At 50.2% G+C, this 23,084-nt stretch carries 29 protein-coding genes; 8 read left to right on the top strand and 21 right to left on the bottom strand.

The window, feature by feature from the left end; genetic code table 11:
* Positions 1–6: 6 nt before the first annotated feature.
* The 6 genes from ACP26N_RS07575 to ACP26N_RS07550 form a co-directional block, all read right to left on the bottom strand.
* On the bottom strand, positions 7–321 hold the full coding sequence (locus tag ACP26N_RS07575; RefSeq protein WP_131504088.1) for an ArsR/SmtB family transcription factor: 315 nt from the start codon (positions 319–321) through the stop codon (positions 7–9).
* Positions 322–406: 85 nt separating this feature from the next.
* On the bottom strand, positions 407–691 hold the full coding sequence (locus ACP26N_RS07570; protein WP_131972806.1) for a hypothetical protein: 285 nt from the start codon (positions 689–691) through the stop codon (positions 407–409).
* A 12-nt stretch (positions 692–703) separates the two neighbouring features.
* Complete coding sequence (locus ACP26N_RS07565) at positions 704–1,141, bottom strand: VOC family protein (protein ID WP_131504087.1); 438 nt, start codon at positions 1,139–1,141, stop codon at positions 704–706.
* Entirely contained in the window at positions 1,138–1,713 is a 576-nt protein-coding gene (locus ACP26N_RS07560) for a GNAT family N-acetyltransferase (protein WP_426355270.1), read from the bottom strand. The genes ACP26N_RS07565 and ACP26N_RS07560 overlap by 4 nt, the downstream gene beginning before the upstream one ends.
* 67 nt (positions 1,714–1,780) lie before the next feature.
* Positions 1,781–2,173, bottom strand: a complete 393-nt coding sequence (locus ACP26N_RS07555) for a hypothetical protein (RefSeq protein ID WP_426355268.1) — start codon at positions 2,171–2,173, stop codon at positions 1,781–1,783.
* A gap of 107 nt (positions 2,174–2,280) precedes the next feature.
* Positions 2,281–3,987, bottom strand: a complete 1,707-nt coding sequence (locus ACP26N_RS07550; protein WP_188004264.1) for a methyl-accepting chemotaxis protein — start codon at positions 3,985–3,987, stop codon at positions 2,281–2,283.
* 160 nt (positions 3,988–4,147) lie between these two features.
* Here ACP26N_RS07550 and ACP26N_RS07545 point away from each other — a divergent pair, with 160 nt between their 5' ends.
* The gene (locus ACP26N_RS07545) at positions 4,148–5,200 is read left to right on the top strand and encodes a C45 family autoproteolytic acyltransferase/hydolase (protein ID WP_131972810.1); all 1,053 of its coding nucleotides are present in this window, start codon (positions 4,148–4,150) and stop codon (positions 5,198–5,200) included.
* Between the two features lie 52 nt (positions 5,201–5,252).
* Here ACP26N_RS07545 and ACP26N_RS07540 read toward each other — a convergent pair whose 3' ends face one another.
* From ACP26N_RS07540 to ACP26N_RS07505, 8 genes are all read right to left on the bottom strand, one after another.
* Positions 5,253–5,726 carry a GNAT family N-acetyltransferase gene (locus ACP26N_RS07540; protein WP_131504082.1) on the bottom strand — a complete coding sequence of 158 codons (474 nt, stop codon included), beginning with the start codon at positions 5,724–5,726 and terminating at the stop codon, positions 5,253–5,255.
* Positions 5,727–5,751: 25 nt separating this feature from the next.
* Entirely contained in the window at positions 5,752–6,336 is a 585-nt protein-coding gene (locus ACP26N_RS07535) for a GNAT family N-acetyltransferase (protein WP_188004262.1), read from the bottom strand.
* A gap of 50 nt (positions 6,337–6,386) precedes the next feature.
* Positions 6,387–6,512 carry a VLRF1 family aeRF1-type release factor gene (locus ACP26N_RS07530; protein WP_370528999.1) on the bottom strand — a complete coding sequence of 42 codons (126 nt, stop codon included), beginning with the start codon at positions 6,510–6,512 and terminating at the stop codon, positions 6,387–6,389.
* A 26-nt stretch (positions 6,513–6,538) separates the two neighbouring features.
* Entirely contained in the window at positions 6,539–7,126 is a 588-nt protein-coding gene (locus tag ACP26N_RS07525; RefSeq protein WP_131972811.1) for a YdeI/OmpD-associated family protein, read from the bottom strand.
* A gap of 256 nt (positions 7,127–7,382) precedes the next feature.
* Positions 7,383–7,691 (bottom strand): PTS sugar transporter subunit IIB, encoded by a 309-nt coding sequence (locus tag ACP26N_RS07520; RefSeq protein ID WP_188004261.1) that lies wholly within the window; start codon positions 7,689–7,691, stop codon positions 7,383–7,385.
* Entirely contained in the window at positions 7,688–8,017 is a 330-nt protein-coding gene (locus tag ACP26N_RS07515; RefSeq protein WP_426355267.1) for a PTS lactose/cellobiose transporter subunit IIA, read from the bottom strand. The genes ACP26N_RS07520 and ACP26N_RS07515 overlap by 4 nt, the downstream gene beginning before the upstream one ends.
* Positions 8,017–9,300 carry a PTS sugar transporter subunit IIC gene (locus ACP26N_RS07510; RefSeq protein WP_026833097.1) on the bottom strand — a complete coding sequence of 428 codons (1,284 nt, stop codon included), beginning with the start codon at positions 9,298–9,300 and terminating at the stop codon, positions 8,017–8,019. Before ACP26N_RS07510 ends, ACP26N_RS07515 begins: the two co-directional genes overlap by 1 nt.
* Positions 9,297–10,625 carry a 6-phospho-beta-glucosidase gene (locus tag ACP26N_RS07505; protein ID WP_223146464.1) on the bottom strand — a complete coding sequence of 443 codons (1,329 nt, stop codon included), beginning with the start codon at positions 10,623–10,625 and terminating at the stop codon, positions 9,297–9,299. The genes ACP26N_RS07510 and ACP26N_RS07505 overlap by 4 nt, the downstream gene beginning before the upstream one ends.
* 188 nt (positions 10,626–10,813) lie before the next feature.
* Between ACP26N_RS07505 and ACP26N_RS07500 the strand changes: the two genes are divergently transcribed.
* From ACP26N_RS07500 to ACP26N_RS07480, 5 genes are all read left to right on the top strand, one after another.
* The gene (locus ACP26N_RS07500) at positions 10,814–11,548 is read left to right on the top strand and encodes a GntR family transcriptional regulator (protein WP_188004259.1); all 735 of its coding nucleotides are present in this window, start codon (positions 10,814–10,816) and stop codon (positions 11,546–11,548) included.
* Positions 11,545–12,249: a chitin disaccharide deacetylase gene (gene chbG / locus ACP26N_RS07495; protein WP_426355266.1), complete on the top strand. Its 705-nt coding sequence runs from the start codon at positions 11,545–11,547 to the stop codon at positions 12,247–12,249. Before ACP26N_RS07500 ends, chbG begins: the two co-directional genes overlap by 4 nt.
* Positions 12,250–12,415: 166 nt before the next feature.
* Positions 12,416–13,432: an ROK family protein gene (locus tag ACP26N_RS07490; protein ID WP_426355264.1), complete on the top strand. Its 1,017-nt coding sequence runs from the start codon at positions 12,416–12,418 to the stop codon at positions 13,430–13,432.
* Positions 13,429–14,607 (top strand): MFS transporter, encoded by a 1,179-nt coding sequence (locus ACP26N_RS07485; protein WP_426355263.1) that lies wholly within the window; start codon positions 13,429–13,431, stop codon positions 14,605–14,607. The genes ACP26N_RS07490 and ACP26N_RS07485 overlap by 4 nt, the downstream gene beginning before the upstream one ends.
* A gap of 25 nt (positions 14,608–14,632) precedes the next feature.
* On the top strand, positions 14,633–15,013 hold the full coding sequence (locus tag ACP26N_RS07480) for a VOC family protein (protein ID WP_131972818.1): 381 nt from the start codon (positions 14,633–14,635) through the stop codon (positions 15,011–15,013).
* A 91-nt stretch (positions 15,014–15,104) separates the two neighbouring features.
* On the opposite strand, the gene ACP26N_RS07475 is transcribed toward ACP26N_RS07480, so the two are convergent.
* From ACP26N_RS07475 to ACP26N_RS07460, 4 genes are all read right to left on the bottom strand, one after another.
* Positions 15,105–16,046, bottom strand: a complete 942-nt coding sequence (locus ACP26N_RS07475) for a sensor domain-containing protein (RefSeq protein ID WP_131972819.1) — start codon at positions 16,044–16,046, stop codon at positions 15,105–15,107.
* 186 nt (positions 16,047–16,232) lie between these two features.
* On the bottom strand, positions 16,233–17,213 hold the full coding sequence (locus tag ACP26N_RS07470) for a FecCD family ABC transporter permease (RefSeq protein ID WP_426355260.1): 981 nt from the start codon (positions 17,211–17,213) through the stop codon (positions 16,233–16,235).
* Positions 17,214–18,206 carry a FecCD family ABC transporter permease gene (locus ACP26N_RS07465; RefSeq protein WP_188004256.1) on the bottom strand — a complete coding sequence of 331 codons (993 nt, stop codon included), beginning with the start codon at positions 18,204–18,206 and terminating at the stop codon, positions 17,214–17,216. It lies immediately after the preceding gene.
* A gap of 55 nt (positions 18,207–18,261) precedes the next feature.
* Positions 18,262–19,191, bottom strand: coding sequence for an ABC transporter substrate-binding protein (locus ACP26N_RS07460; RefSeq protein WP_426355259.1), 930 nt, complete (start codon positions 19,189–19,191; stop codon positions 18,262–18,264).
* 169 nt (positions 19,192–19,360) lie between these two features.
* On the opposite strand from ACP26N_RS07460, the gene ACP26N_RS07455 reads away from it, so the two are divergent.
* Positions 19,361–20,122 (top strand): arylamine N-acetyltransferase family protein, encoded by a 762-nt coding sequence (locus ACP26N_RS07455; protein ID WP_255508287.1) that lies wholly within the window; start codon positions 19,361–19,363, stop codon positions 20,120–20,122.
* A gap of 14 nt (positions 20,123–20,136) precedes the next feature.
* On the top strand, positions 20,137–20,616 hold the full coding sequence (locus ACP26N_RS07450; protein WP_131972824.1) for an NUDIX hydrolase: 480 nt from the start codon (positions 20,137–20,139) through the stop codon (positions 20,614–20,616).
* Positions 20,617–20,679: 63 nt separating this feature from the next.
* Here the strand turns inward: ACP26N_RS07450 and ACP26N_RS07445 are convergent, their stop codons facing one another.
* Genes ACP26N_RS07445 through ACP26N_RS07435 form a run of 3 tightly spaced genes read right to left on the bottom strand, consistent with a single transcriptional unit; the run spans position 20,680 to position 23,012 of the window.
* Positions 20,680–21,390 carry a DUF554 domain-containing protein gene (locus ACP26N_RS07445; protein WP_188004255.1) on the bottom strand — a complete coding sequence of 237 codons (711 nt, stop codon included), beginning with the start codon at positions 21,388–21,390 and terminating at the stop codon, positions 20,680–20,682.
* A 51-nt stretch (positions 21,391–21,441) separates the two neighbouring features.
* Complete coding sequence (locus ACP26N_RS07440) at positions 21,442–22,359, bottom strand: DMT family transporter (RefSeq protein WP_426355258.1); 918 nt, start codon at positions 22,357–22,359, stop codon at positions 21,442–21,444.
* Positions 22,344–23,012, bottom strand: coding sequence for a GntR family transcriptional regulator (locus ACP26N_RS07435; protein WP_426355257.1), 669 nt, complete (start codon positions 23,010–23,012; stop codon positions 22,344–22,346). The genes ACP26N_RS07440 and ACP26N_RS07435 overlap by 16 nt, the downstream gene beginning before the upstream one ends.
* Positions 23,013–23,084: the final 72 nt, after the last annotated feature.

The raw sequence follows: 23,084 nt of genomic DNA, 5'->3' as shown, positions 1-23,084 counted from the left end.
TCTGACTTAACACTGTTTCCGTTGAACATCCGGTAAAGGAGTTGTCGTTAAGATTGTCAGCAGCAATGCATACCGGGGATGATCCGGATTGAGACGAAAATACGTCCACTGCCGTTCACGACGTTCCAAAATCAAATGCGCCTGCCGTAACAATTTTAAGTGCCGGCTCACGGCCGGTTGTGAAATGGCAAACAGTTCAACAAAATCACAGACACAATGTTCGCGGACTGCCAAACGACGCAGGATTTCAAGACGTGTTCCATCACTAAGCAATTTCAGGAACTGACTCATCTCATCGACCGGTGTCACGGTTAGAGTCATGGGAAGACCTCCTTTTTTTAGAGTAAACAATAAGAAAATCGTCAATCGACAGTTGCAGACGGACGATTTATATATAACCACTTTATTATATAACCTTTTTGTTATGCAATCCTTTTTTTGACTGGCGCCGGACAAAACGCGGATACAGCTGATTGACTGTCAAAAAGTAGACAAAAAAGACAGTGAAGTAAAAATTGATGAATTTTTTCATTTCTTTGGTACTCAGCCAGATTGATTCATCGTACATCAACCGTCCCGATGCCGTGATGACGACAGGATGCGTCGCAAGCGTCAGACCAATCAGGACGAATAAGCAAACACCAAGATCATTGAGCCAGACTTGGGTGCTGCCTTTTGGATTACGAAACATCCAATCCCTCCTTTATTTTGGAATCGTTTCAGCCAGTTCCAGTAAAATCCCCTCCGGTCCCCGGACATAACAAAGACGGTATGTTTCTCCAAACTGTTCGACCGGATGAATGGCTGTATATCCCTGCTGTTCTACAAGCCGGATCATTTCGTCAAGCGACTCGACGTTGAGGCAAAGATGACGAAGACCCCTTGAGTAGACTTCGTTAGATGACGGATGAGAATCAACCGGTGACTGATAGTGAACGAGTTCAAGCCAGGTCTCTCCATTCGGAATACCGAGTGCGACACACGTTGTTTTCGCTTCATGCAGACCCGTCACCCGGTCGAGTTGCGGTCCGGACGCCTCCCATTCACCTTTGACGACGAATCCCAGGCTGACGAAAAAGCGTGTTGCCTCTACAAGGTCCAAGACGTTAATGCTGACATGATCCATCCGGTTGATGTTCATACCCGGTTTTCCTGTTTACGTTCTTGCCGGCTCACTTCAAAGTCCGGCTTTAATAAAGAGAAAATCCGTCCGTCATGCGACGTTCCGCCTTGGAACAGATAGCCGCGTAACATCCCTTCTTCTTCAAAACCGATTCGCGTCAACAGCTGGACTGATGCTTCATTTTCTACAAAAGTCACCGCCCCCATCCGGTACAAACCGAGTGTCTCGAACGCGTATGTCAAGACAGCTTCAATCGCTTCCGCCGCGTAGCCGCGCCGCCAGTGTGCCGGATCAAGTTCAAAGCCGATTTCCGCCTTTTTACTGTACAGACTGAGATGATTCAGTCCGATGGTGCCGATGAACGTTCCGCTGTCACGGGTGACGATCCCCCAGCGGATGCCTTGCCGGCTGGCAAAGGTGTGTTTAAACGAACCGATGATGTTCAAAGCATCGTCTTGTTTCTGAAGCGGATCCATCCCGTAAAAGCGGGTGACGTCCTCGTTCGACAGAATGCAAAAGATGGCCGGCGCGTGTTCGTCTGTGACTTCAATCAGTTGCAGTCGTGCAGTTTTTAGTATTGGAAAAGGCATAGGAGATTCCTCCAGTATTTAAATTTGTAAGTTATGTACTGATACTTAACTGTTTAATATTTGTATCCTAGTCATGCTTTAAGTGCTTGAATTCATGCGTGTCGTTTTTATTGTGAAATCCACTCAATTCCACACGTCCTTCGGGATTGACCTTATACTCATACGCAGCATCCGGTTCGTTTTGAAAGGGTACGGTCGAGATGGTCCACTTTTCGCCCGGAAATTCCTTCGCGAGATATGGTTTGACGACTGTCACGTTTTTCTGAATCTGCGCCTGGATGTCTTCCTCATCCGGCTGATTCATTAAAAAACTGCCGAACATCAGACAGAGCACTCCTGCAGTCATCAAAGTCAGCATACGCTTTTTTCCCGTCTTCACTAAGCCGAAAACTACAATCGGAAGCACAATCAAACCGAATATCTCGTAAAGAATCCATTCAATGAGTTCATGTGGTCCCATATCCGTAACCTCCTTTTCTCTATTGCTACTTATTACCGTTCCTTTTTCAAAATCCCTGCTTTTTCCATAAAAAAACAGGTACCTATTTTAGGTACCTGCTTGATTCGTTACACGTTAAAACGGCTCGACAATCGTTTTAAATCTTCCGCCATCGTCGCCAGTGATTGTGACGCTGACGAGATTTCCTGCATCGATGCCATCTGTTCTTCCGTCGAAGCCGAGATGTTTTCCGTTCCGGCGGCCGTACTTTCCGTCACGCCTTGAATCTCGCGCATGATCGCAGAAATCTGTTCGCTTCCGGCTGCCATTTCCTGCACAGCGCCGGACACTTCCTCGACTTGCCCTGTCACTTCGCTAATCGAACGTTCGATCGCCTGGAATGAAGCACTCGCTTCACCGGCCACTTGAATTCCGTTCGTCATCTCAGTCGTCACCTTTTCCATCGAAACAACGGATTGTTCTGTTTCCTGTCGGATGACTTGGATCAAGCTCTCGATCTGCTTCGCCGCAAGAGCAGATTGCTCGGCAAGCGTCTTGACTTCCGCTGCAACGACCGCAAATCCGCGTCCCTGTTCACCGGCACGCGCCGCTTCGATCGCCGCGTTCAGTGCCAACAGATTCGTCTGTGCGGCAATTCCCGTAATCGAATCGGTAATCTGTCCGATTTCCTGCGACCGGTTTCCGAGACCGACGATGACTTGACCGAGTTCCGTGAAATCGGTGTTGATCCGCTCCATCTGTTGACCGAGTTGCCGGACGACTTGTCCGCCGTGCGTGACTTTATCCATCGCGTCACCTGTCGCATCTGTCATCTGTTGCGCGTTACCGGCGACTTGACTGACGCCGGACGTTAAGTCCTGAACAGTCCGTGATGCACCGGAGACTTGGTTCAATTGCTGGCTTGCACCACTCGCGATTTCTTCCATCGTCACGGCGACCATTTCCGTCGCTTTCGTCGTCGCTTCCGCATTCGTGCTTAGCTCATCCGATGCTGTCGCAACGTGTTTTGATGTATCCGTCATCTCAATGATGACCTGGTGAAGTTGCTCCGTCATCGTGTTGAATGATGTCGTCAATTGACCAAGTTCGTCTTTTGAAACGTAATCACCTCGGACCGTTAAATCACCTTCACCCGACTGCTTCATCCACCCTTGCAACGAACGGATCGGTTGTGTGATCAGACGTGTGATGTAAATGGCGAGACCTGCAAACAACATCAGGGCGATGACGAAAATACCAAGCATGATGTAGAACGCAGTTTGTTGTTCCTGCTGGTTCAACGCGTTGATGTCTTTCGCTTGTTTCGTCATCGTCTTCATCAGACTTTTTGCCGAGTTCGCGACGTTCTCCCGAACTTGCTCCAGGTTTTCTGAATAACTCTTATACGCGTCTTCATTTTCATTTCGTGACGCAAAGTCTTGGACCATACTCATACCATTATCATATGCCAGTACATTGTCCTTTAATGTTTCCAATTGCTTACTTGATTGTTCCGTCATCTTGGCTGTACGTTCGTATGTATCTAAAGACGACCGGATTTGCGCTTGACGTGTATCAATTTCGCCTCCCAATTCTTCAATCCGCTTCGGATCCGTCGTTAGAATCATTTCGACCAGAAATGAATCAAGCGCCCGGGTATCAATCCGGATTTGAGCGACTTCCTGGACCGGCAACAGATTTTCCTGATACATCGCTTCCGATGCCTTTGACATCTGATTCAGGAAATAAAGCCCGGCGCTTGCCAGTAAAATCATGGCGATGATTGCTGTCGCAATCAATAGTTGAATCTTTTTACGTACCGTTAAATTTTTCATGTTCTCATCCCTCCATCTCCTTTATCGGTAACTTGTTCAAATTATTCAGTGTTTTTTCATGATTGGCGTGAGCAATGTGTTGTCCTGAGCCCTTGATTACGACAGCGGGTACCGGATTCGATATAATCAGAATCATACAGAAACAAAAGGAGTGAAGTCTGTGCAGTCTGTCTCGAATGAAATCACGCAGTTCCGCGGAACACACTATGACTTCGGCCGCGAACAGGGCCGTTACGTCAAACGCAACCAACTGTTGCATAACCGCGAAGACAATTGGAAAATCCGGGTTCCCCGTTTTCAGGTCGACCCTGTCGAAACGAAAGAGATGTTTCTCCGCTATGCCCCGTATATTTGGGATGAGTTGCTCGGGTTACAGGATGAACTCGAATTATCGCTCGCCGATACACTGCTTCATTTTGGTCACTACCGGGTCGAAGGACCGAAAAGCGGCTGTTCGATCATGACGGGTGATAATTTCCTCGTCCGCAATTATGATTATCATCCGATGACGTACGATGGACGGTTTTCCGTTTTTCAACCGACGGATGGCGGCTCCGCTATCATCGGACCGGCGTCCCGCGTCACCGGACGAATGGACGGAATGAACGAACATGGCCTTGCGATGGGGTACAACTTCATCAACCGCCGTCGTCCTGGAGACGGCTTCGTCAGTTTCATGATTGGACGGATTATCCTCGAGACATGTACCTCGGTCGAAGATGCAATTTCGCTCGTAAAGGAGATGCCGCACCGGGGGTCGTTCAGCTATGTCGTCCATGACCAATCGAACCGCTCATTTGTCATCGAGGCGACGGCACGGGATATCGAAGTCCGCGAGACGAATCTCTGTACGAATCATTTTGATTTGTTGCAACACGAAAACCGGTTCCATCTCGACGATTCAAAACGGCGGATGATGGAACTGAAGACGCACCAGCATTTGATTCAGGACGCGGAATCGGCTTTCCGGCTGTTGAACGATTCCGATAAAGGAGTTTTCTCCGACCTGTACAGTCACTGGGCAGGGACGATTCATACATCGGCCTATTTCCCGTCCGACATGAAAGTCTGGTTTGCGCTCGGCGGCGATCAGGAGCCGGTTGAGTTCAATTTTAAAGACTGGCTTGCCGGAAATGACTTTACCTCAACCCACATTCATGGTGAACTTGAAACCGATATCCAGTTCGCCAATACGCTTCAAACGTGGCGCTGAAAACAACCAAACTCCTCTGTCATCCCATTGGGACAGCAGAGGAGTTTGGTTGTCAGTTCAGCGTTTTTGTCATATGTAAATCCGTTGTGAGAAATCCCGTCGTTTCATAGAGATGAATCGCACGCGTGTTATGCGCAAAAACGTGTAATTTGATTTTTTTGATGTTCATCCTCCGGGCGACCTGTTCGAGCATCTCCATCGCTTGCCGGCCATAGCCTTTTCCTTGATGAACGTCATCGATTTTAAAGTCGAAGATAAAGGCGGTCCGTCCGTGCGTCGATTCGCTTACTTGAAACCAGATCATGCCGACGTCTGTCTGTTCGATGTCGTCCAAAATCGAAAACAGATAATGCTGTTTTGTATGAATCCCGTCCGGCAACAATTGCCCGTACTCAGCTGCCGAACGGTCAACAGCTTCCACTTCTGCCCATGTTCCGGCCTTGACCTTCTCCTCGGCATATTCTTTGATGGCTTCCGGTAGATACGCTGCGTATGCCGTTTCCGACATTTTTTCAAATTTAACCATCGTCCCTCTTCCTTTCTCTTTCCCGTCAGTTTGAACGGTAGCTTACGCGTTGATCAGACACCAAGGTATTGGACCAGTCCTGTGCAAGCATCGCATAAACCGCAACATCATGATACGCGTCGTACAATTTCTCCGCATCACGAAGGATTCCTTCCTGCTGAAAACCTAAACGTTCCGGTATCTTCCGGCTTCGTGTATTGCCGACCGCACATTCGATGACGACCCGGTTCAGTTGTAATGTCGTAAAACAATAGTCTGTGATAAAAGCGACGACAGGTGTCATCAATCCTTTGCCGCGCCCGTTCCCGGTCAAATAATACCCGATCGACGTTTGCCGTAACATCTGATTGATTTCGTGTAAGGCAATCGTCCCGACGAGCTCACCTTTGAAGTAAATGCCGCAGGCAAAGCCGTTGCCGTTCGCATAGTCCGTCAACCAGGCCGGAATGATTTCGTTCCGGTAGATGTCGGGTCCGGTCGCCCCGTCGACCCAGCGGAGCCATTGCCGCAAGTGGTCCCGGTTGGCGTCGATCAACGCATACAGCTCGTCGGCGTCCTGTCGTTCGATTAATTTTAAGCTCAATTGATCGGTAATATGATGCATGAACATCTGATTTCACTCCTTATGTACGTCTAAAGCTATACTTTAGACGTCGACGCTCAAAATACCTGCTTTAGAATATGGTGTTGACTCGATTGTGACAAATTTTTATGGATGACTTGTTTCGGTTTCGTCGTTAACGCCCGCTCGAGGAAGTTTGCTTGTAATCGTTCGCCGATGACGATGATTTGCTCCTAACCGAGCGGTCAATTTAGTTTCTCGACTTCACCTGATAGTTCCCCGTCAATTTTCCTCCATCGTCATAGCGACCGAACAATCGACGTTGCGCCGTATACGCCAAAAACTTTGCTAGACGTTTTTCATACTCCGGGCTGTCTCGCTTGCTGACCTGGATATAACTGATCCGTACACGGATGTAGAGCTCCGGCAACGTCCGGAAAAATTGATAGGTGTCCGGATCTTTTTTCAGTTCCCTGATAATGGATTGATCGATGTCGAACGGTATCGTCAAGTCAGGTGTCACCTTTAACCCCTGTTCCTGCATCTTTCCGAGTGCTGTCAGTCGGCGGACCCGTTCTTTATTCAGTTCAGTCCAGTGACTGTTTGTCCGACGTGGCGTAAATCGCTGAAGCAGTAGGTCCCCGTCCCTTTTTTTAATCCCGTCGATCCAACCAAAACAAAGAGCTTCTTCGACGGTTTCGATATAATCCAACTGATATTTTTCTGCATCCTTTTTATCAAATATAAGCCAAACTTCGGTCTCCGTTAAATGATGATTCTCCAACCAACTATGCCACTGTTCAATATGTTCGATATAAAGCCGTGTTGTGATGTCCATTGGTCGCCCCTTACTTCAATCAAATCATTTTCAGTTTCGTCTCGAACTCACTTCCCCTCCGCGAACGACCATATCCATTGACCTTTAATCATCAATTGCATCGATGGTCCTGCGGCATCGGTCTCCGATGTTAACTACTTCTTCATGTTTACTAGTTTTCCTGTTTCCGTCGCTTTACCGATTAATTTTCAGACAGAAAAACGCTAACAGGTAAAATCGGCAGAATCAACCGTTTTTACCTGTTAGCGTAAATTCATCAAGCTTCTGTTAATAAGGATTGAGCCTGTTCGAGGACTAAGTCCCCTTTCATCAGACCATAGGCCATCTGATTGATGATCGCGACCCGAACCCCTTTTGGTTCTGCTACTTGACGGATCTTTGTTTCTAAATACCGGACTTGTGGTCCGATTAAAATCACGTCCGTCTGATCCAGATGATGCGATAATTCACTTTCGGGAATGGCTTCGATTGTCACATCAAGTCCTTGTATCACCGCCTGTTCACGCATTTTCCGAACTAAAATCGACGTCGACATGCCGGCCGAGCAAACGAGTAAAATGTTCATGAATTTTCCTCCAGTCGTGTGAGTCGTGTATACAGTTCAACCATCTCGACAGCTAGATCTCTGACGGTCATCGCCGTCATCAAATGGTCTTGGGCATGAATCAACAGAATCGATAACGGCGTTTCAAGACCTTTTGCTTCGTCCTGCAGTAAAGTCGTCTGGGCACGATGCGCCTGCAGACTTTCCTGATTGGCTTCTTCCAGTTTAGATTGGGCTAACGCAAGGTCTCCTTTTTTAGCAGCCTGAATCGATCCCATTGCTGCCGAACGGGCATTGCCTGCATGAAGAATCATCGTAAATGATAGGATTTGCAGTTCTTCTGTCATCAGCTTGCCATCTTCCCTTCTGTTTGTTTTTTCATCGCCCGGACGCCGGCTGCGACGAACGGGACATAAATCGCTGTCGCGAGCGTCAAATTGACGACTTGTAGTGCGATTCCGCGCCAACTCCCGCCTGTTACGAGATATCCGCTGATTAAAGGCGGTGTTGTCCACGGTAAAATCGCGACGGTTTTTGGCACCAGTCCGGTCGACAGCGCGACATAGGACACGATCGTCAATGTGACCGGCACCAGGATGAATGGAATCAACATGATCGGGTTCAAGACGATCGGTAAGCCGAAAATCACCGGTTCGTTGATGTTGAATAATCCAGCGGGTGTCGATAACTTGGCGACTTCGCGGTACGGATGATTTTTCTGTTCGCGGATGACAAAGAAAATGGCAAAGAGAAGAGCAAGCGTCGTACCGGAACCCCCTATGAATACGAAGGAGTCGAGGAAAGGTTTCGTCACCGTATTCGGGACATCGTAAGCAGAAGTCCCGGCTTGGAATGCTTCCAGGTTCTGCTGAATCAACGGCAGATAAATCGGTTCGATGACGGCTCCGATGATGTTTGTCCCATGTAAACCGAAGAACCAGAGAATATGATTTAAAAAGGCAATCGCGATTGCAGCCGGAAGTGTATCCCCGAACCCTTGCAACGGTTTTTGAATACTGTTGAAGATGACTTCAAACAGACTCGACTCAATGGCAAGCGTCATGAATAATTGGAAACCTCCGACGAGGATCAAAATCAATGTGGCCGGAATCAACGCCTGGAACGAGCGGACGACACCATCCGGAACCCCATCCGGCATCGAGATCGTCAACCGTGTCTTCAGTAAGATGCGAAATAGCTCGGTCGTCAAAAGAGAAAGAATGATGGCGACGAATAGTCCTTGCGCGCCGAGCCAGGCAAAACTGAGTCCCCAGTCTTTCGTGACCGGAACGAGAATGATATAGGAGGCGACGGAAATCAACCCTGCCGACAACGGATCAACATCGTAACTTTTAGCCAGGCTGTAAGCGATCGAAAAAGCCACCAGCAATCCTAAAATCGCAAACGATCCGTTCCAGATGTTTCCCCCTAACCCCTGCCAGTTTCCTTCCCCAAACAACCCGTTCATCCAACCGACGAAGTCAAGACTGCCGATGGCGGGGAAGTTATTGATCAGTATCGCGAGAGACCCGACGATGATCAGAGGCATAATGGCGACGAATCCATCCCGTATCGCGACGAGATGGCGTTGGGCCCCGATTCTTCCTGCGATTTCAATGAATTTATTCATGTCCGTTGCGCCTCCTTGGATTGAAATTGTGGTAACCATGCTGCGTGCGCAAGCAGCATCTCCTCGAGTAACGGTTGCGCCCGTTTTTCATCTTGAATCAATGGATTCATCAAAAAGGCTAAGTAAGCATCTTTGACGGATCCGCTTAACGCGGCTTGAATCGTCAATTCTTCCATCTGCTTCATCTGCAAAATCAATCCTTTGACGGATAATGGTATTGGTCCGACCGCAATCGGGAGTGGACCGTCTTTCGTAATGACGGCGTTGACTTCGATGACGGCATCAACCGGTAAGTCGGAAATCGCCCCGCGGTTTAATGTATTGACGGTCTGGATGTCTCCGCGATTGTTGTGAATCGAATCCATCAAAGAGCAGGCAGCATCACTGTAATACGCGCCACCGCGTAATTCGAGTTCAGCCGGTTTTTCGTCTAACTGTTCATCCTGATAGGCTTCGAACAATGTCCGTTCGACTTCCTGGACAATCTCAGCCCGGGTGCCGTTCGTGTTGTAGGTAGCGATATCTTTCTTAAGCGTCTCCGCGGTTTGGAAATAGTACTGGTGGTACGGATTCGGCAACATGTTGACGGCTTGCAAGAAGGAGTCGGACCAACCGAGGCTGACGATATTCGCCGGTGAAAAATCAAGCTGATTCGACATTAGACGCTGCATCACCTCTTGCGTTCGATCGCTTCCGTCGACAAAGACCCGGCGACCAAAGACAAAATGGTTTAAACCGATAAACTCGATCGAGACGCGTTCTACATCGACGTGCAAGACTTCGGCAGTCGAGTTCCGCATGTTAAACGGTATGTTGCAGACACCGATGACTTTTTGGTGGGGACCGTGCTTCAATAACGCTTCCGTCACGATACCGGCTGGATTCGTAAAGTTAATCAGCCAGGCATCGGGACAGATTTCGTGCATCTCTTTTGACAGTTCGAGCAGGACGGGAATCGTCCGGAACGCTTTGAAAATCCCGCCTGCGCCATTCGTTTCCTGACCGATAAAACCGTGTTTCAAAGGAATCTGTTCATCGAGTGCCCGTGCCTGCAACCCTCCGACGCGGATTTGTGTCGATACGAAGTCTGCTCCTTCCAGGGCATGAAGGCGATTTAATGTTGAACTGACACGAATCGGCAAACCGGACCGGTGAATCATCCGCTCTGCAAGCCGGGTAATGATGTCTAACTTGTCTGTTCCGGATTCGATATCACATAATACGATTTCAGAAACCGGAAAGGATTCATACCGTTTGATGAACCCTTCGATTAATTCAGGTGTATAGCTTGATCCACCTCCGATGATGACAACTTTGATGCCCATGATAAAAACCTCCTCTTTTTTTGTAACCGCTTCCTCTTTTTCTTGATTGTAATGTATCATACAAAAAGAACAAATGTAAATACAAATATCAAATGTATTAATACAAATTTTCGTAACTTGTTATAACATTTGCATTCAGTTGTCTTTTATCGCTACAATAAAAGAAAAATCGTGAAGGAAGGTCCGTCATGGAAACCAACCAATCGTTACACTCCTATATCAAAGAAGAGTTGTTAGAACGTATTAAATCGGGACTCTATCAAGCCGGTCAACAATTACCGACCGAATATGAGCTCTGTGAAGATTTTGATGTCAGCCGGACGACCGTCCGGGCCGCCTTGAATCAATTGACGCTCGAAGGGTACCTGATTCGGCAACAAGGCAAAGGGACGTTCGTCGCCGATCAAAAGGTACGCCAAACCTTATCGGATACACCTGACACCTATACCGAACAGCTCGCTGTCCAAGGCAAACGGGGGCATGTCGCCGCCGTTGATTTGACGGTCGTCCCGGCAAACGCGGCAATCGTCGCCAAGTTAAATGTCAAACTCAATGATCCGATTCAACGGATCGAACGGATTCGCCGGGCCAATGACGAACCGACGCAATACGAAATCTCCTATATCCCCTGGCACATTGCGCCCGGCATCACGAAAAAACAAGCGGAACATTCCCTGTACACGACGCTCCGCGAAACCTTTTCAATTTCCGTCGCCAAAACGACTGAGTCCCTTGAAATCACGTTGGCAGACGAACGAATCAGTGAACATTTAAACTGTGAACTCGGCATGCCGTGTTTTTATATCGAAACGGTTGCTGAAAACACTGCCGGTGAGCCGATTGAATATTCGCGGTCTTATTTCAGAGGTGACAAGACAAACTTCGTCATCGAACGGCACTATGCCGCGGGTGACGTCTTATGAACATTTTCATTAATGCCGATGATTTTGGTTTGACACGCGGTGTGACAGACGGCATCGTCCGGGCACACGAACTGGGCATCGTCCATGCGACAACGCTGATGATGAACGGGCTGGCCGTCCCCTATGCCGTGCAACAAGCAAAACGTTTTCCACAGTTACAGGTTGGTATTCACCTCGTCTTGACTTACGGACGTCCATTGACGACGACGACCACGACATTAACGGACGCGTCCGGTCACTTCCGCTTTACCAACCAATATGCGGAACAGGTCCCCCCTTCTCAAGAAGACGTCTTGACGGAATGGACCGCCCAAATCGAAGCTTTTTTAGCAACCGGTTTGCCATTGCATCATATCGACAGTCATCATCATATTCACGGGTGGAATCCGTTGCAGGAAGTCGTGTTAGAGTTGGCCCGGCGTTACGGGGTGCCTGTCCGTTTTGCCCCGACGCTTGCCGCTCATACGGACTATCTGTTGACGGACACACTGTATACCGGTTTTTATGGCGAAGGAATTTATCTCGACTTGTGGCAGGAACTGCGTTCACTCGATAGCGATTCGGTCGAAATCATGGTCCACCCGGCTTATGTCGATGCCGATCTTCAAGACGTCAGTTCGTATACGACACAACGGGAGGAAGAACTCGCATTATTAACAAGACTTACGTTGCCTGACGACATGACCTTCATGAGCAGATGACAAACCCCGCTTTTGAAAATACGCCAAGGTCTTCGATCAAATCGATTGCCTTAGCGTATTTTTTGTATAGAAATCTTTTAAAACCATTTGCCATTTGAGTCTTTGCTTGCTACACTCAATCCGACTACTTATTAAAATATTTTAAAAAGTGTAAAGGAGATTGCTTATGGCTGGAACCAATACCGATTTATTAAAACAACTCCGTCAAGCCATCCTGTTTCAACAGATCAATACGATTCCGGAACTGAGCCGGATGTTGTCGGCCAGTTTTCCGACGGTCAAAAAGCACGTGGACATCTTGATCGCACATGGAGAAATCGACGAACAGATGTCGGAATCGTCAAATGGCGGCCGCCCGGCAAAACAGTACCGGTATCGGGCCGATCATACCCATGGACTTGCCCTCTACCTTGAACTCGATGCGATCGGCTTTCGGATATTCGATGCACTCGGAACGGTTCTGTCGTTTGGCACCGAACCGGTCGGGGCAGATGAGCCGCACGTCCCGGCTTTGATCCGTCTGATTCAGCGACTGCTGGAAGAGAATACGCGGATCACCTTCTTGAGCGTCGGGGTTGCCGCATCGGTCGAAGACGGGAAAGTCTTTTTTGCACCGGACTATCCGTCCCTGCAACAGATCGATCTGAAACAGACGCTCGAATCCGAGTTCCGGTTACCGGTCGTCGTCGAAAACGACATGAATGCGGCTGTGGTCGGATTCCACGAAGCAGATCAGAACCGTCAACAATCATTGATTTATTTGTACTTAGGAAAAAACGGTCCCGGTTCCGGGATTTTGATCAACGGTCAGCTCGTGCGCGGAAGCAGTCATTTTGCCGGTGAAATCTCCGTCGTCCCGCAATACGACAAGATGACATTCGGACAAGCGATTGCCAAGCGGCAAACCGCCTTGGATGCCCGGACGATTGATGCGATCAGCCGCTTGACGGCGACGTTTGCCGCGACATTGAATCCGCGTCTGTTGATTTTTAACGGGGAGGAACTGACGGAGCACGATTTGGAACAAATCCGGTTCAAGACAACCGAATACATCCCGGAAGCACATATCCCGCTCTTGATCCGGAGTAACTGGGAAACCGATTACCTGAACGGTTTGACCCGAATCGGATTACAGCTTTTGACCGAACAACCTTTATCAGCGAACAGGAGGAGTTCTTCATGAGTGGTGTCTTATTACTCAGCATCATCTATCTTGCCTTCATCAGTTTAGGATTACCGGATTCGTTACTCGGCGTCGCTTGGCCCGTCATGCGGACAGAGTTCGGGGCTGATCTGGAAGTCGCCGGCTGGCTGTTCATGACGATTGCCGGCGGAACGATCATCTCGAGTCTGTTTAGCGGCAAAATTCTCAACCGGTTCGAAACAAGTCATATCACCGCCTTCTGTGCCGCGATCACGGCCGGCAGCCTGCTCGGATTTTATTTTGCCCCTTCGTTGCTCTGGCTGTTCCTGCTTGCGATTCCGCTCGGTCTCGGTGCCGGCGTCGTCGACGCGGCACTCAATCATTTTGTCGCGACCCGTTACAAAGCGCACCATATGAACTGGCTTCACTGCTTTTGGGGCGTCGGTGCAACGACCGGACCGTTGATCATGGCAGCGATGATGAGCGAATCGGGAGACTGGCGCAGCGGCTATTTGACCGTCGCTCTGGTCCAGTTCGGTCTTGCCTTGCTACTCGTCCTGAGTGTTCCACTCTGGAAACAGGCACCGGTCGCTGCCACAGCACCGCCTGAAGATCTGTCCTTACAAGGGACACAGGCGAAGCGGTTGACCGGTCTCCCGTTCGCGCTCGCCTCGTTTGTTCTCTATTGCGGTGCTGAAGCACTGATCGGTTTATGGGGCAGCAGTTATCTCGTCCAGGTCAAATCTTTTTCCGTCGAAACAGCGGCCACCTGGATTTCCGTCTATTACGGCAGCATCACCGTCGGCCGGTTTTTGAGTGGCTTTTTATCGCTCCGGATGACGAACCGCCAGTTGATTCGGTTGGGGCAAGGGACGGCTCTGCTCGGCAGTCTGCTGTTCTTCCTGCCGCTCGACGGTTTGATGCTGACCGGATTTATCCTGATCGGACTCGGACTCGCGCCGATTTATCCGGCCATGTTACATGAGACGCCGGTCCGGTTCGGCCAGGACGCGGCGAAACGGCTGATGGGGGTTCAGATGGCCTTCGCCTACAGCGGCAGTACGTTTTTGCCGCCGTTGTTCGGTGTTCTCGCCTCGTTCCTGACGTTACAGCTGTTCCCGGTGACAGGTTTCCTGATGATTCTGTTCCTGTTGCTCTGTTCCGAACGGCTGAACCGTGTCCTTGCGAAACGGGCATTGTCCCGCGCTTCCTAAATCACTGAAAAAGGAGTCTCCTCTCATGAAAATTGAACATATCGCCATCTGGGTCAAGGATCTTGAACGGACGAAACACTTTTACGAAACGTACTTCGAGGCGCAGGCCAATGCGTTGTACCATAATCCGCTCAAAGGATTTTCGTCCTACTTTCTCCACTTTAAGTCAGGTCCACGGCTCGAATTGATGCACCGGACGGATATCGACCACGATGCCCCGCGCGACCGGTTCGGTTATGCCCACATTGCTTTTTCGCTCGGCAGCCGCTTCGCTGTCGATCAACTGACGGCACGGCTCGAGCGGGACGGCTATACCCGGCTTGACGGCCCGCGTCTGACAGGCGACGGTTACTACGAAAGTGTCTTTCTTGATCCGGAAGGACTGACGATTGAATTGACCGTCTGACGCCAATTCAAAAACACCATGCTGTTTCGTACGCTTCCGGTCAAGGAGACGTCGAACTTCATGGTGTTTTCTTTTGTATGTGTTCGGCCAATCATTCTGTAAACAGTTTGTACCTGTTTTTTCCTGATGATTTTGCTTCGTATAACGCGATATCCGCTTGGCGGAGCAGCGTTTTCAGACTGATGTCAGCGTCTTTGTAGGCGACGATTCCGATGCTGGTCGACAGTTCATATGTGTCCCACGTACTCAACCGGACAAGAATTTCATCTGCTTGATCGATCAATGCTTGCTGAGAATCAAAGTGCGTAAACCGAATGACAAATTCGTCTCCGCCCAAGCGGACGGCATAGGCTTCTTTTTGTCCTGCAATCAGTGTCTTCAATCGTCTTGCGACCTCCTGCAGAACAGCGTCCCCGGCATCGTGCCCGTACAGATCGTTGACATTTTTGAAGCCGTCCAAATCAAGGAAGAACAAAGCGCCTTCCGTCTGAGGATGTTGGTCGAATTGATGTGTCAAATACCGCCGATTGTACAGATCCGTCAACATGTCACGCCAGGCAAACCGCTCGAGTTCCAGATAATACGAAAACAGGCGGACGATCCGTTGCAGTAACTCGATACTCTTGCTCTCGAACAAACTGACTTCATCATTGATGGCGCACAATGTACCGAACTTTTCTCCGTTCGCAAGCGAAATCGGAATCCCTAAATAGGACTGAACATTCGCCCCTTCCAGTACTTCCCTCATGCCGTCGAGACTGCGGTCTTTTGTGACATCTTCGTATATAAGCGGTTGTTTCGTTTGAAAATCGATTCGTTGGCAGAGCGAGTAATTCAAATCAATGACCATTCCTTCTGTGACCGGCATCCGGGTCTGCTCTTCGGACAGTTTAATGATCAATTGCTCGGTCTCATTGATGGCTGATAAATAAAACAGCTGTTCCGGCAGAATCTCTTTTGCAAGATCCAGTAAATCATCTGCTAAATCATCAAATTTCGTGTACATTTTCAGTTCTTCAAAGTGTATGTTCATTCAGCACCTCGACACGTCATAGTTTTTAAACACTTCGTCTGAGTTTTTTTATAGACAGCATCTGCTAATCTATTTCATTTTACCATATATCGGATATTGATTTACTGTTCAACTCAAAAAAACACCGCCTTGTCGCACAGTCTCTCAACAGAGAAACGGGTACAAGGCAGTGTGTTTTGGTCGCATTCACGCGCGGTTTTTCCGCAGCAGATACAAGAAGTACGGTACACCAATGATTGCTGTGATCAATCCGGCCGGAATTTCAAGCGGCGGATGAATCCCGCGCCCAATCGCATCGGCGACGACCAACAGTCCGCCGCCGACGAGGACGGCCATCGGAATCAACAGGTGGTGCCGGTGACCGATCAAACGTCGGGCCATATGCGGGGCAACGAGTCCAAGGAACCCGATTGATCCGACCATCGCGACGGCGACACCAGCGAGAACAACAGCAAGCGCGAGAAAGACATACCGGGTTCGTTTCATCCGTAACCCGAGACCGATCGCCGCGTCTTCACTGAGTGACAGAATATCGAGTTGCCGGTGTCCAGACCAGATGGCGAGTCCGAGAATCAGAAAGACCGACGCCAGGACATACACTTCCGTCCAGCCTTTGCCGAACAGACTGCCGGCAAGCCAAACGAGTGAATCATTCGTCTGGAGCGGAAACTTGATCAACAGATATTCCGTTCCCGACGCACAAATCGCACTGACGGCGATGCCGAGCAAAGCAAAGGAACTGTGTTGCAGCTTGCCGTGATCGGCAAGTAGCATCAGGGCAATCATCACGAGTGCCGCTCCGCCCATCGCTGCAAGCGGCGTCAAAACGAGCGGACCGTCCGGAAGTAACGCAATTGTCAAAACGGTAAACAAGGCCGCTCCGTTCGTCACGCCGATGACGTCCGGGGAGACGAGCGGATTCCGGATGATCGCCTGCAACAAAACACCGGATAGGGCAAAACAACCGCCGGCGAGTAACGCGAGAAGTGTCCGCGGCAACCGGTAGTTCAAGACGATGAAGGCACTTCCATCTCCTTGCAAGGCTGCGACGATTTCACCCGGTTTCAAGTAGACGGAACCGACGCCGAGCAACAGAAAACTGAGCACAGTGACAAGGAGCGACATGAGGACGAGACCAAGCCATGGTTGTTGACGGAGTCTGTTCATTTACGCCACCCCTTTCGTCTGACGTTTCGCTAAATACAAGAAGAACGGCGCCCCGAGTAATGCCGTCACGATCCCGACCGGTGATTCATAGGGATAAGCGATGAACCGGGCGAGGACATCGGCAGACGTCAGCAACAGTCCGCCGCATAACGCGGACACCGGCAGGACATACCGGTAATCCTCCCCGACCAGGCGCCGGACGATGTGCGGGACCATCAGACCGATGAAGCCGATGGCTCCGGCGACGGCAACCGTCACACCGGCCAGCAAGACAACAGCGACGGCTGCCAGCATCCGGATCCGGGTGATGTTTTGCCCCAGTCCGACGGCGACGTCCTGACCGAGTTGGAAAATCGCCAGCGATTTGGCCAGGCTGAAGGCTAAGATCAAGCCGATGATCGACCACGGCACAATCAACCGGACTTCAAGCCAGCCGCTGTCACTGATCGATCCGGATAACCAGTACAAGACATTCGTGATCCGGTCATTGAACAAAATCAACCCTTTCGTCAAAGACGTCAGCAACAAGTGGATCGCCATCCCAACGAGGGCCAGTTTCAGACTCGTCATACCGCGGACGGACGCAAATGAAAAAACGAGCAACCCGCCAATCATTGCACCAAAGAAAGCGAAGTACACGAGATTGGCCGTCCCGAGCGCCGGGAACAGCAATAACGCGAGAACCACGAACAACGAGGCTCCGGCGTTGACACCAAATACCTGCGGCGAGGCGAGCGGATTCCGGGTGACGGCCTGCATCAATGCTCCGGCGACGGCTAGGTTTGCCCCGAGTATCAGTCCCAGTACTAATCGTGGTAATCGAAGTGTCGTCAGGACCAATGTTTCTTTTGACAAATCACCGGATGACCATTCCCGGATGGCTTCGAGCGGCCGGATCGTCGTCACGCCGAGAAACAGACTGAGATAGGAGCTGAGTCCAATCAGCACAATAAGTAGAACGAGCAAACGGATCAATCGTGTTTTCCGAATCATCAACGGCTTCCCCTTTCATCAACAAAAGCCAGATTGCTCTGGCTCGTGTCGTCGTTTATGATTTTTTCGGATACAGCAGTTGAATCGCTTCGTCGACGATTTGTTCCGCTGCGTCCAGTCCGCGGTAACGGGTCCACAAGTCACGATTGACTTCGTAGACTTCACCTTTTTTCACAGCCGTGATTTGATTCCAGAGCGGATTCTTTTTCCACTCGTTGAGCAGTTTCGGGTCGGCTTCCGCCATGAAGATGACGTCCGGATCCCATTTGACAATCTGCTCCAGCGTAATCGTCACGGTTGGTTCTACTGTTTTCGTGATGGCATTATCGATGCCGAGTTTTTCAAGCAGTTCCCCGTCAAACGATGTCTCTCCGTGTGCCGTCAATGAATCGGACCGGAAGACACCAACCATGATTTTGCGTTGATCGTCCGAATCGACTTTTTGTTTGGCAACTGCGAGTCGCTTGTCATGCAATTTCAGACGTTGCTCCATTTGATCGGTCTGCCCGACGGCTTCCGCGATGCTCTTGAATGATGCAAGGTTTTCCTGATAGGTCGCATTCCGGCTTTTTAAGATGATCGTCGGTGCGATTTGCTGCAATTGTTTGTAGATGCCTTTATGCCGGTTGAAATCTCCGATGATCAAGTCCGGTTTCAGCGAGCTGATGACTTCGAGATTCGGTTGCTGGCGTGTCCCGACTTCCGTAAAGGAAATCTTCTTATCGAGCAGCCCCGATACATCATCCTTGTTTTCCTGTGCTATGCCGACCGGTTCAATACCCAGTTCGTCGAGCGCGTCGACGAACGAGAACTCAAGGGCCACGATCCGTTTCGGATGGTCCGGCACGTTCGTTGTTCCTGCTTCATGCGTGACAGCGTGCGTCTTTTTCGTCGTCTCTTCTTTCGCTTGTCCGGCACACGCCGCAAGCATCAGACAACTCATTACTAAAAGCGCTAATGCGCCGGTCATTCGTTTTCGTAACATGAGGAGCCTCCTTCTTCATCCGGAATGAGAATCATTCTTAATTAATCCTGTTTCAGCATAACAAAGTTCATCACGAAACAAAAGACCAAATCTTATTTTCAGATAACATGTATCCTGTCATGAACAGGAATATGCGATAATGGAATCATCGATTAAAGGAGGAATTGTCTTGTCTACATTTATTAAAGACGTAGCCGGCCGGATCCATTATCCGCTCGGCCATACGTTAACATTTGCCGATTTACCCGCGCTGCTTGAAGCCTTTGCCTATCACCTGCCGTTTGACAATGCAGCGGTTCTTGAAAAAGAGTCGGTTCCGTTTGACCAGAACCGACTACGACAGACCTTCATCGAACGTCAGGCGGGCGGTGTCTGCTATGATCTCAACCATTTGCTGTACGAAGTGTTACGAATCAAAGGGTTTGACGTTTCACTTCTCAAGGCGACTGTCTTCGATCAGGAAAATGACGTCTGGTCCGCGACCGGTCCGACCCACGTCGCCGTCCTGCTGTCGCACCAGGAGCAGACCTATCTCGTCGATACGGGATTCGGTGTCAATCTCGCCCTACGCCCGATTCCTCTGACCGGAGAAACAATCACATCACCGAGCGGCAACTACCGGATTGCCCCGAACGGCGCCGGTTATCAGCTGGAGATGTTACGGACCGGTCAGGATGACGAGTTTGTCATCGGGTACCATTTCTACACGCAACAGACGATCGAACCGGCTGCTCTATCCGACATGGAACAGATCATCCAGGAGCATCAGGCTTCCCCCTTCAACAAACGCAGTCTGCTCGCCATCCGTAAGGCCGATGGACACCGTATTCTGACACGACAGGCGTTGACGACCTGGACCGACGGCAAGAAAACAATTCAACCGGTAACATCCGACGACCAGTACGCGGCCTTTAAACACGACTTCTTTTAAGGAGATGAGGAGACTTGTATCGCTATACACTCTGTTTGATTCGCAAGAACGATCAGTGGTTGCTGCTGAACCGGCAAAAACAACCGGCGATGGGGATGTGGAACGGGGTCGGCGGTAAAATCGAAGCTGGTGAGTCACCGGCGGAATCCGTCACCCGGGAAACGTTTGAAGAAACCGGTCTGACTCTGACCGATGTCCAGTTTTCGGGGACGATTCTTTTGCAGGCGGACGAGACGGTCGGGATTTATTTGTTCCTTGCCGAACTTCCGCCTGATCAGCTCCTCGTGACACCGCTCGCGACCCGGGAAGGCATTCTCGACTGGAAACAACTCGACTGGATCCTCGACCCGGACAATACCGGTGTCATCAGTAATCTGAAGACTTACCTGCCGCACGTCTTAAAACAGACGACACCACAGCTCCACACGTTTCACTATGACGGGCACCGGCTGCTTGAGCACCATATTTCTGAACTGGAACAAACCATCCGTTAAAAAAGACATCCGTTTGCCTGCTGCTGACCGAAATCAACAGTGCAAACGGATGTCTTTTAAATTTCAGTTAAAACCAAGCAGTTCCAAACCGGTCACGATCAATCCGACCATTACGATTCCGGGTAACAAGTTCGCGACCCGGATTTTGGTGATGCCGGCTAGATTCAAGCCGATTGCTAAAATCATCACACCGCCGGTCGCCGTCATCTCCACGATGAATTGCTGAAGGATAGCGTCCGGAACAAATTGCGTAATCGCCACTGCGCTGAGAGCAATTGCTCCTTGATAAACGAGAACCGGAATCGCCGAAAAGATGACGCCGATCCCGAGAGTCGAGCTGAGGACAAGTGCCGTGAAGCCGTCAATCAATCCTTTTGTATAGAGGACGTCATGGTCCTGACGTAAACCGCCGTCAAGCGCCCCGAGTACGCCCATTGCTCCGATGACGAAAATCAACGTGGCTGTGACGAAACCTTCTGCGATATTCGATGGATGACCCCGTCCGATTTTTAGTTCAAGCCATTCGCCAACTCGGTTCAGCTTTTCATCAATTCGTAACCATTCACCGATTGCCCCGCCTAAGACGAGACTGCCGATGACGATCAGGAAGTTCTCACTCTTCAGCCCCATCTGAACACCAAGCACGACGACAGCGAGTCCGATTGCCTGAACAACCGTTTCCTTCGTCCGTTCGGGAATTTTATGAAACAGCAGACCGAGTAATGTACCGATGACGATTAATCCTGTATTGACAAGTGTGCCGGTTAAGACCATCCTGCGTCCTCTTTTCTAAGTAATCATATTTACATATGGTATTTGAAATAATTATATATCCGGTACTTCTTTTGACTGGGCTTGCTTTAAACTGTGAATCGTCATTCCGAGCATGACAAGCAGCATCCCGAACAACGCGAGACCGGTCGGAAAGACGGCGTGTAAAAACAGCATCTCCCCGAGGACGGTGAACAGGATTTCAAACGACTGTGTCGCTTCGACCGCTGCAAGACGGACCGGTTCCGTCCGGACGAGTGTCGTCGCGTAAAAGAACAGTGATGTCGCGATGACGCCGGAGAATAAGGCGACCAGTCCCGACTGACCGACTTGTCCCGCGGACGGTAAGCCGACCTGCACGTAGGCGATCGCAGATAACACGAGCCAAAACGGCAGACTGGCCACCGTCATCCCGAGAATCCGGTCAAAGACATCAAGTTCGTCCCCGTACCGTTCCATCATCTTCCGGTTGCCGAGCGGATACGCGATCGCGGCACAGATGACCGGAAGGACGCCAAGCAGCAGCGCCGAAACGGATACCCCTTCCGCGACCGACAATTGCATCAGGCAGACACCAGCGACGATTAACAGCGAATAACGGAGCGACGCCCACGGAATCGTCTGTTTAAAGAGCGGCGCCAGAAGCGGTCCGGCAAGAATCGTCACCTGCCAGGTTCCGGCAATCAGCCAGCCCGGCGAATAATCGGCGGCGAGGCAAATCCCGCTGTAAAATATCCCAAAGCCGATCGTCCCGTACGTCAGCCAAAAGTACGGTGCTTCCCGAAGTGCCGACCAGACACGACCTAGCCGGCGCCGGTAGGCGACAATCACGACGAGCAGCGGCAACATCAGATAAAACCGTAAGGCGGCGCTGTAGATCCAGTGTCCCCCGTTTCCTTGCATCGATTGATTCAGGATGAAGGTGACGGCAAAAAACATCGCCGCCAAAATCCCGATTATGATGGGTCGCATGGCGTGTCCTCCTCTAGGGAAGCAATCAGATGGCGCCCGAGACCGTTCCAGTTGTGTTCCGTCGCACGGACAAGGTCTTCAATCCTGCCGTTTTGACAGGCTTCGATGATCGTTCGATGATCCGTGACCGAGTCATGCCCGTGACGGCTGAACTGGGCATACTCGAGCCGGCGGATCAGCGGTGTCAAGCGGTTTAACGTGTCCGTCAATTGACTGTTTTGACTCCGTTCGAGAAACAGCCCGTGGAAAGCGTCATCGAGTTGCAACGCTGACGCGGCGTCCCTGCGGTTGATTGCTTCCTGAAACATTTGATTGAGTTCGATTAAACGGGTGATATCCGCTTCCGATAAAGGAAACGCAAGACGTGCCGCGAGCGCATGCAGTGTCGCGACGATCGGAAACGTCTGCCTTGCCTGCGTCGCGTCAAGCATCGTCACATTCGTCCGTGATCCCCGTTTCGCGACGACAAGTCCCTCCTCCTCCAGTTTTTTCAACGCTTCTCGAACCGGTGTCCGGCTGACGCTGAATGCTTCCGCTAGCTCCTGGTCGTTCAGTTTTTGACCCGGAGCAAGCGCTAAGGTGATGATTTGCTGTTGCAGTCGTTGATACACTTCTTCACTTAAGGAAGTTCGTTGAATCGGTTGAGTTTTCATACAACTAATATATTACATATCAATTAAGAATGTACAGATTTTTCCTGTTAATGTGCCGCGAGATTTTTTAAC

It is taken from the genome of Exiguobacterium sp. R-39, from assembly GCF_049942815.1.
In the GTDB taxonomy this organism is placed as follows: Bacteria; Bacillota; Bacilli; order Exiguobacteriales; family Exiguobacteriaceae; genus Exiguobacterium_A.
The sequence above is the reverse complement of the archived record's forward strand: the minus strand, read 5'-3'. Positions and strand labels throughout refer to the sequence as shown.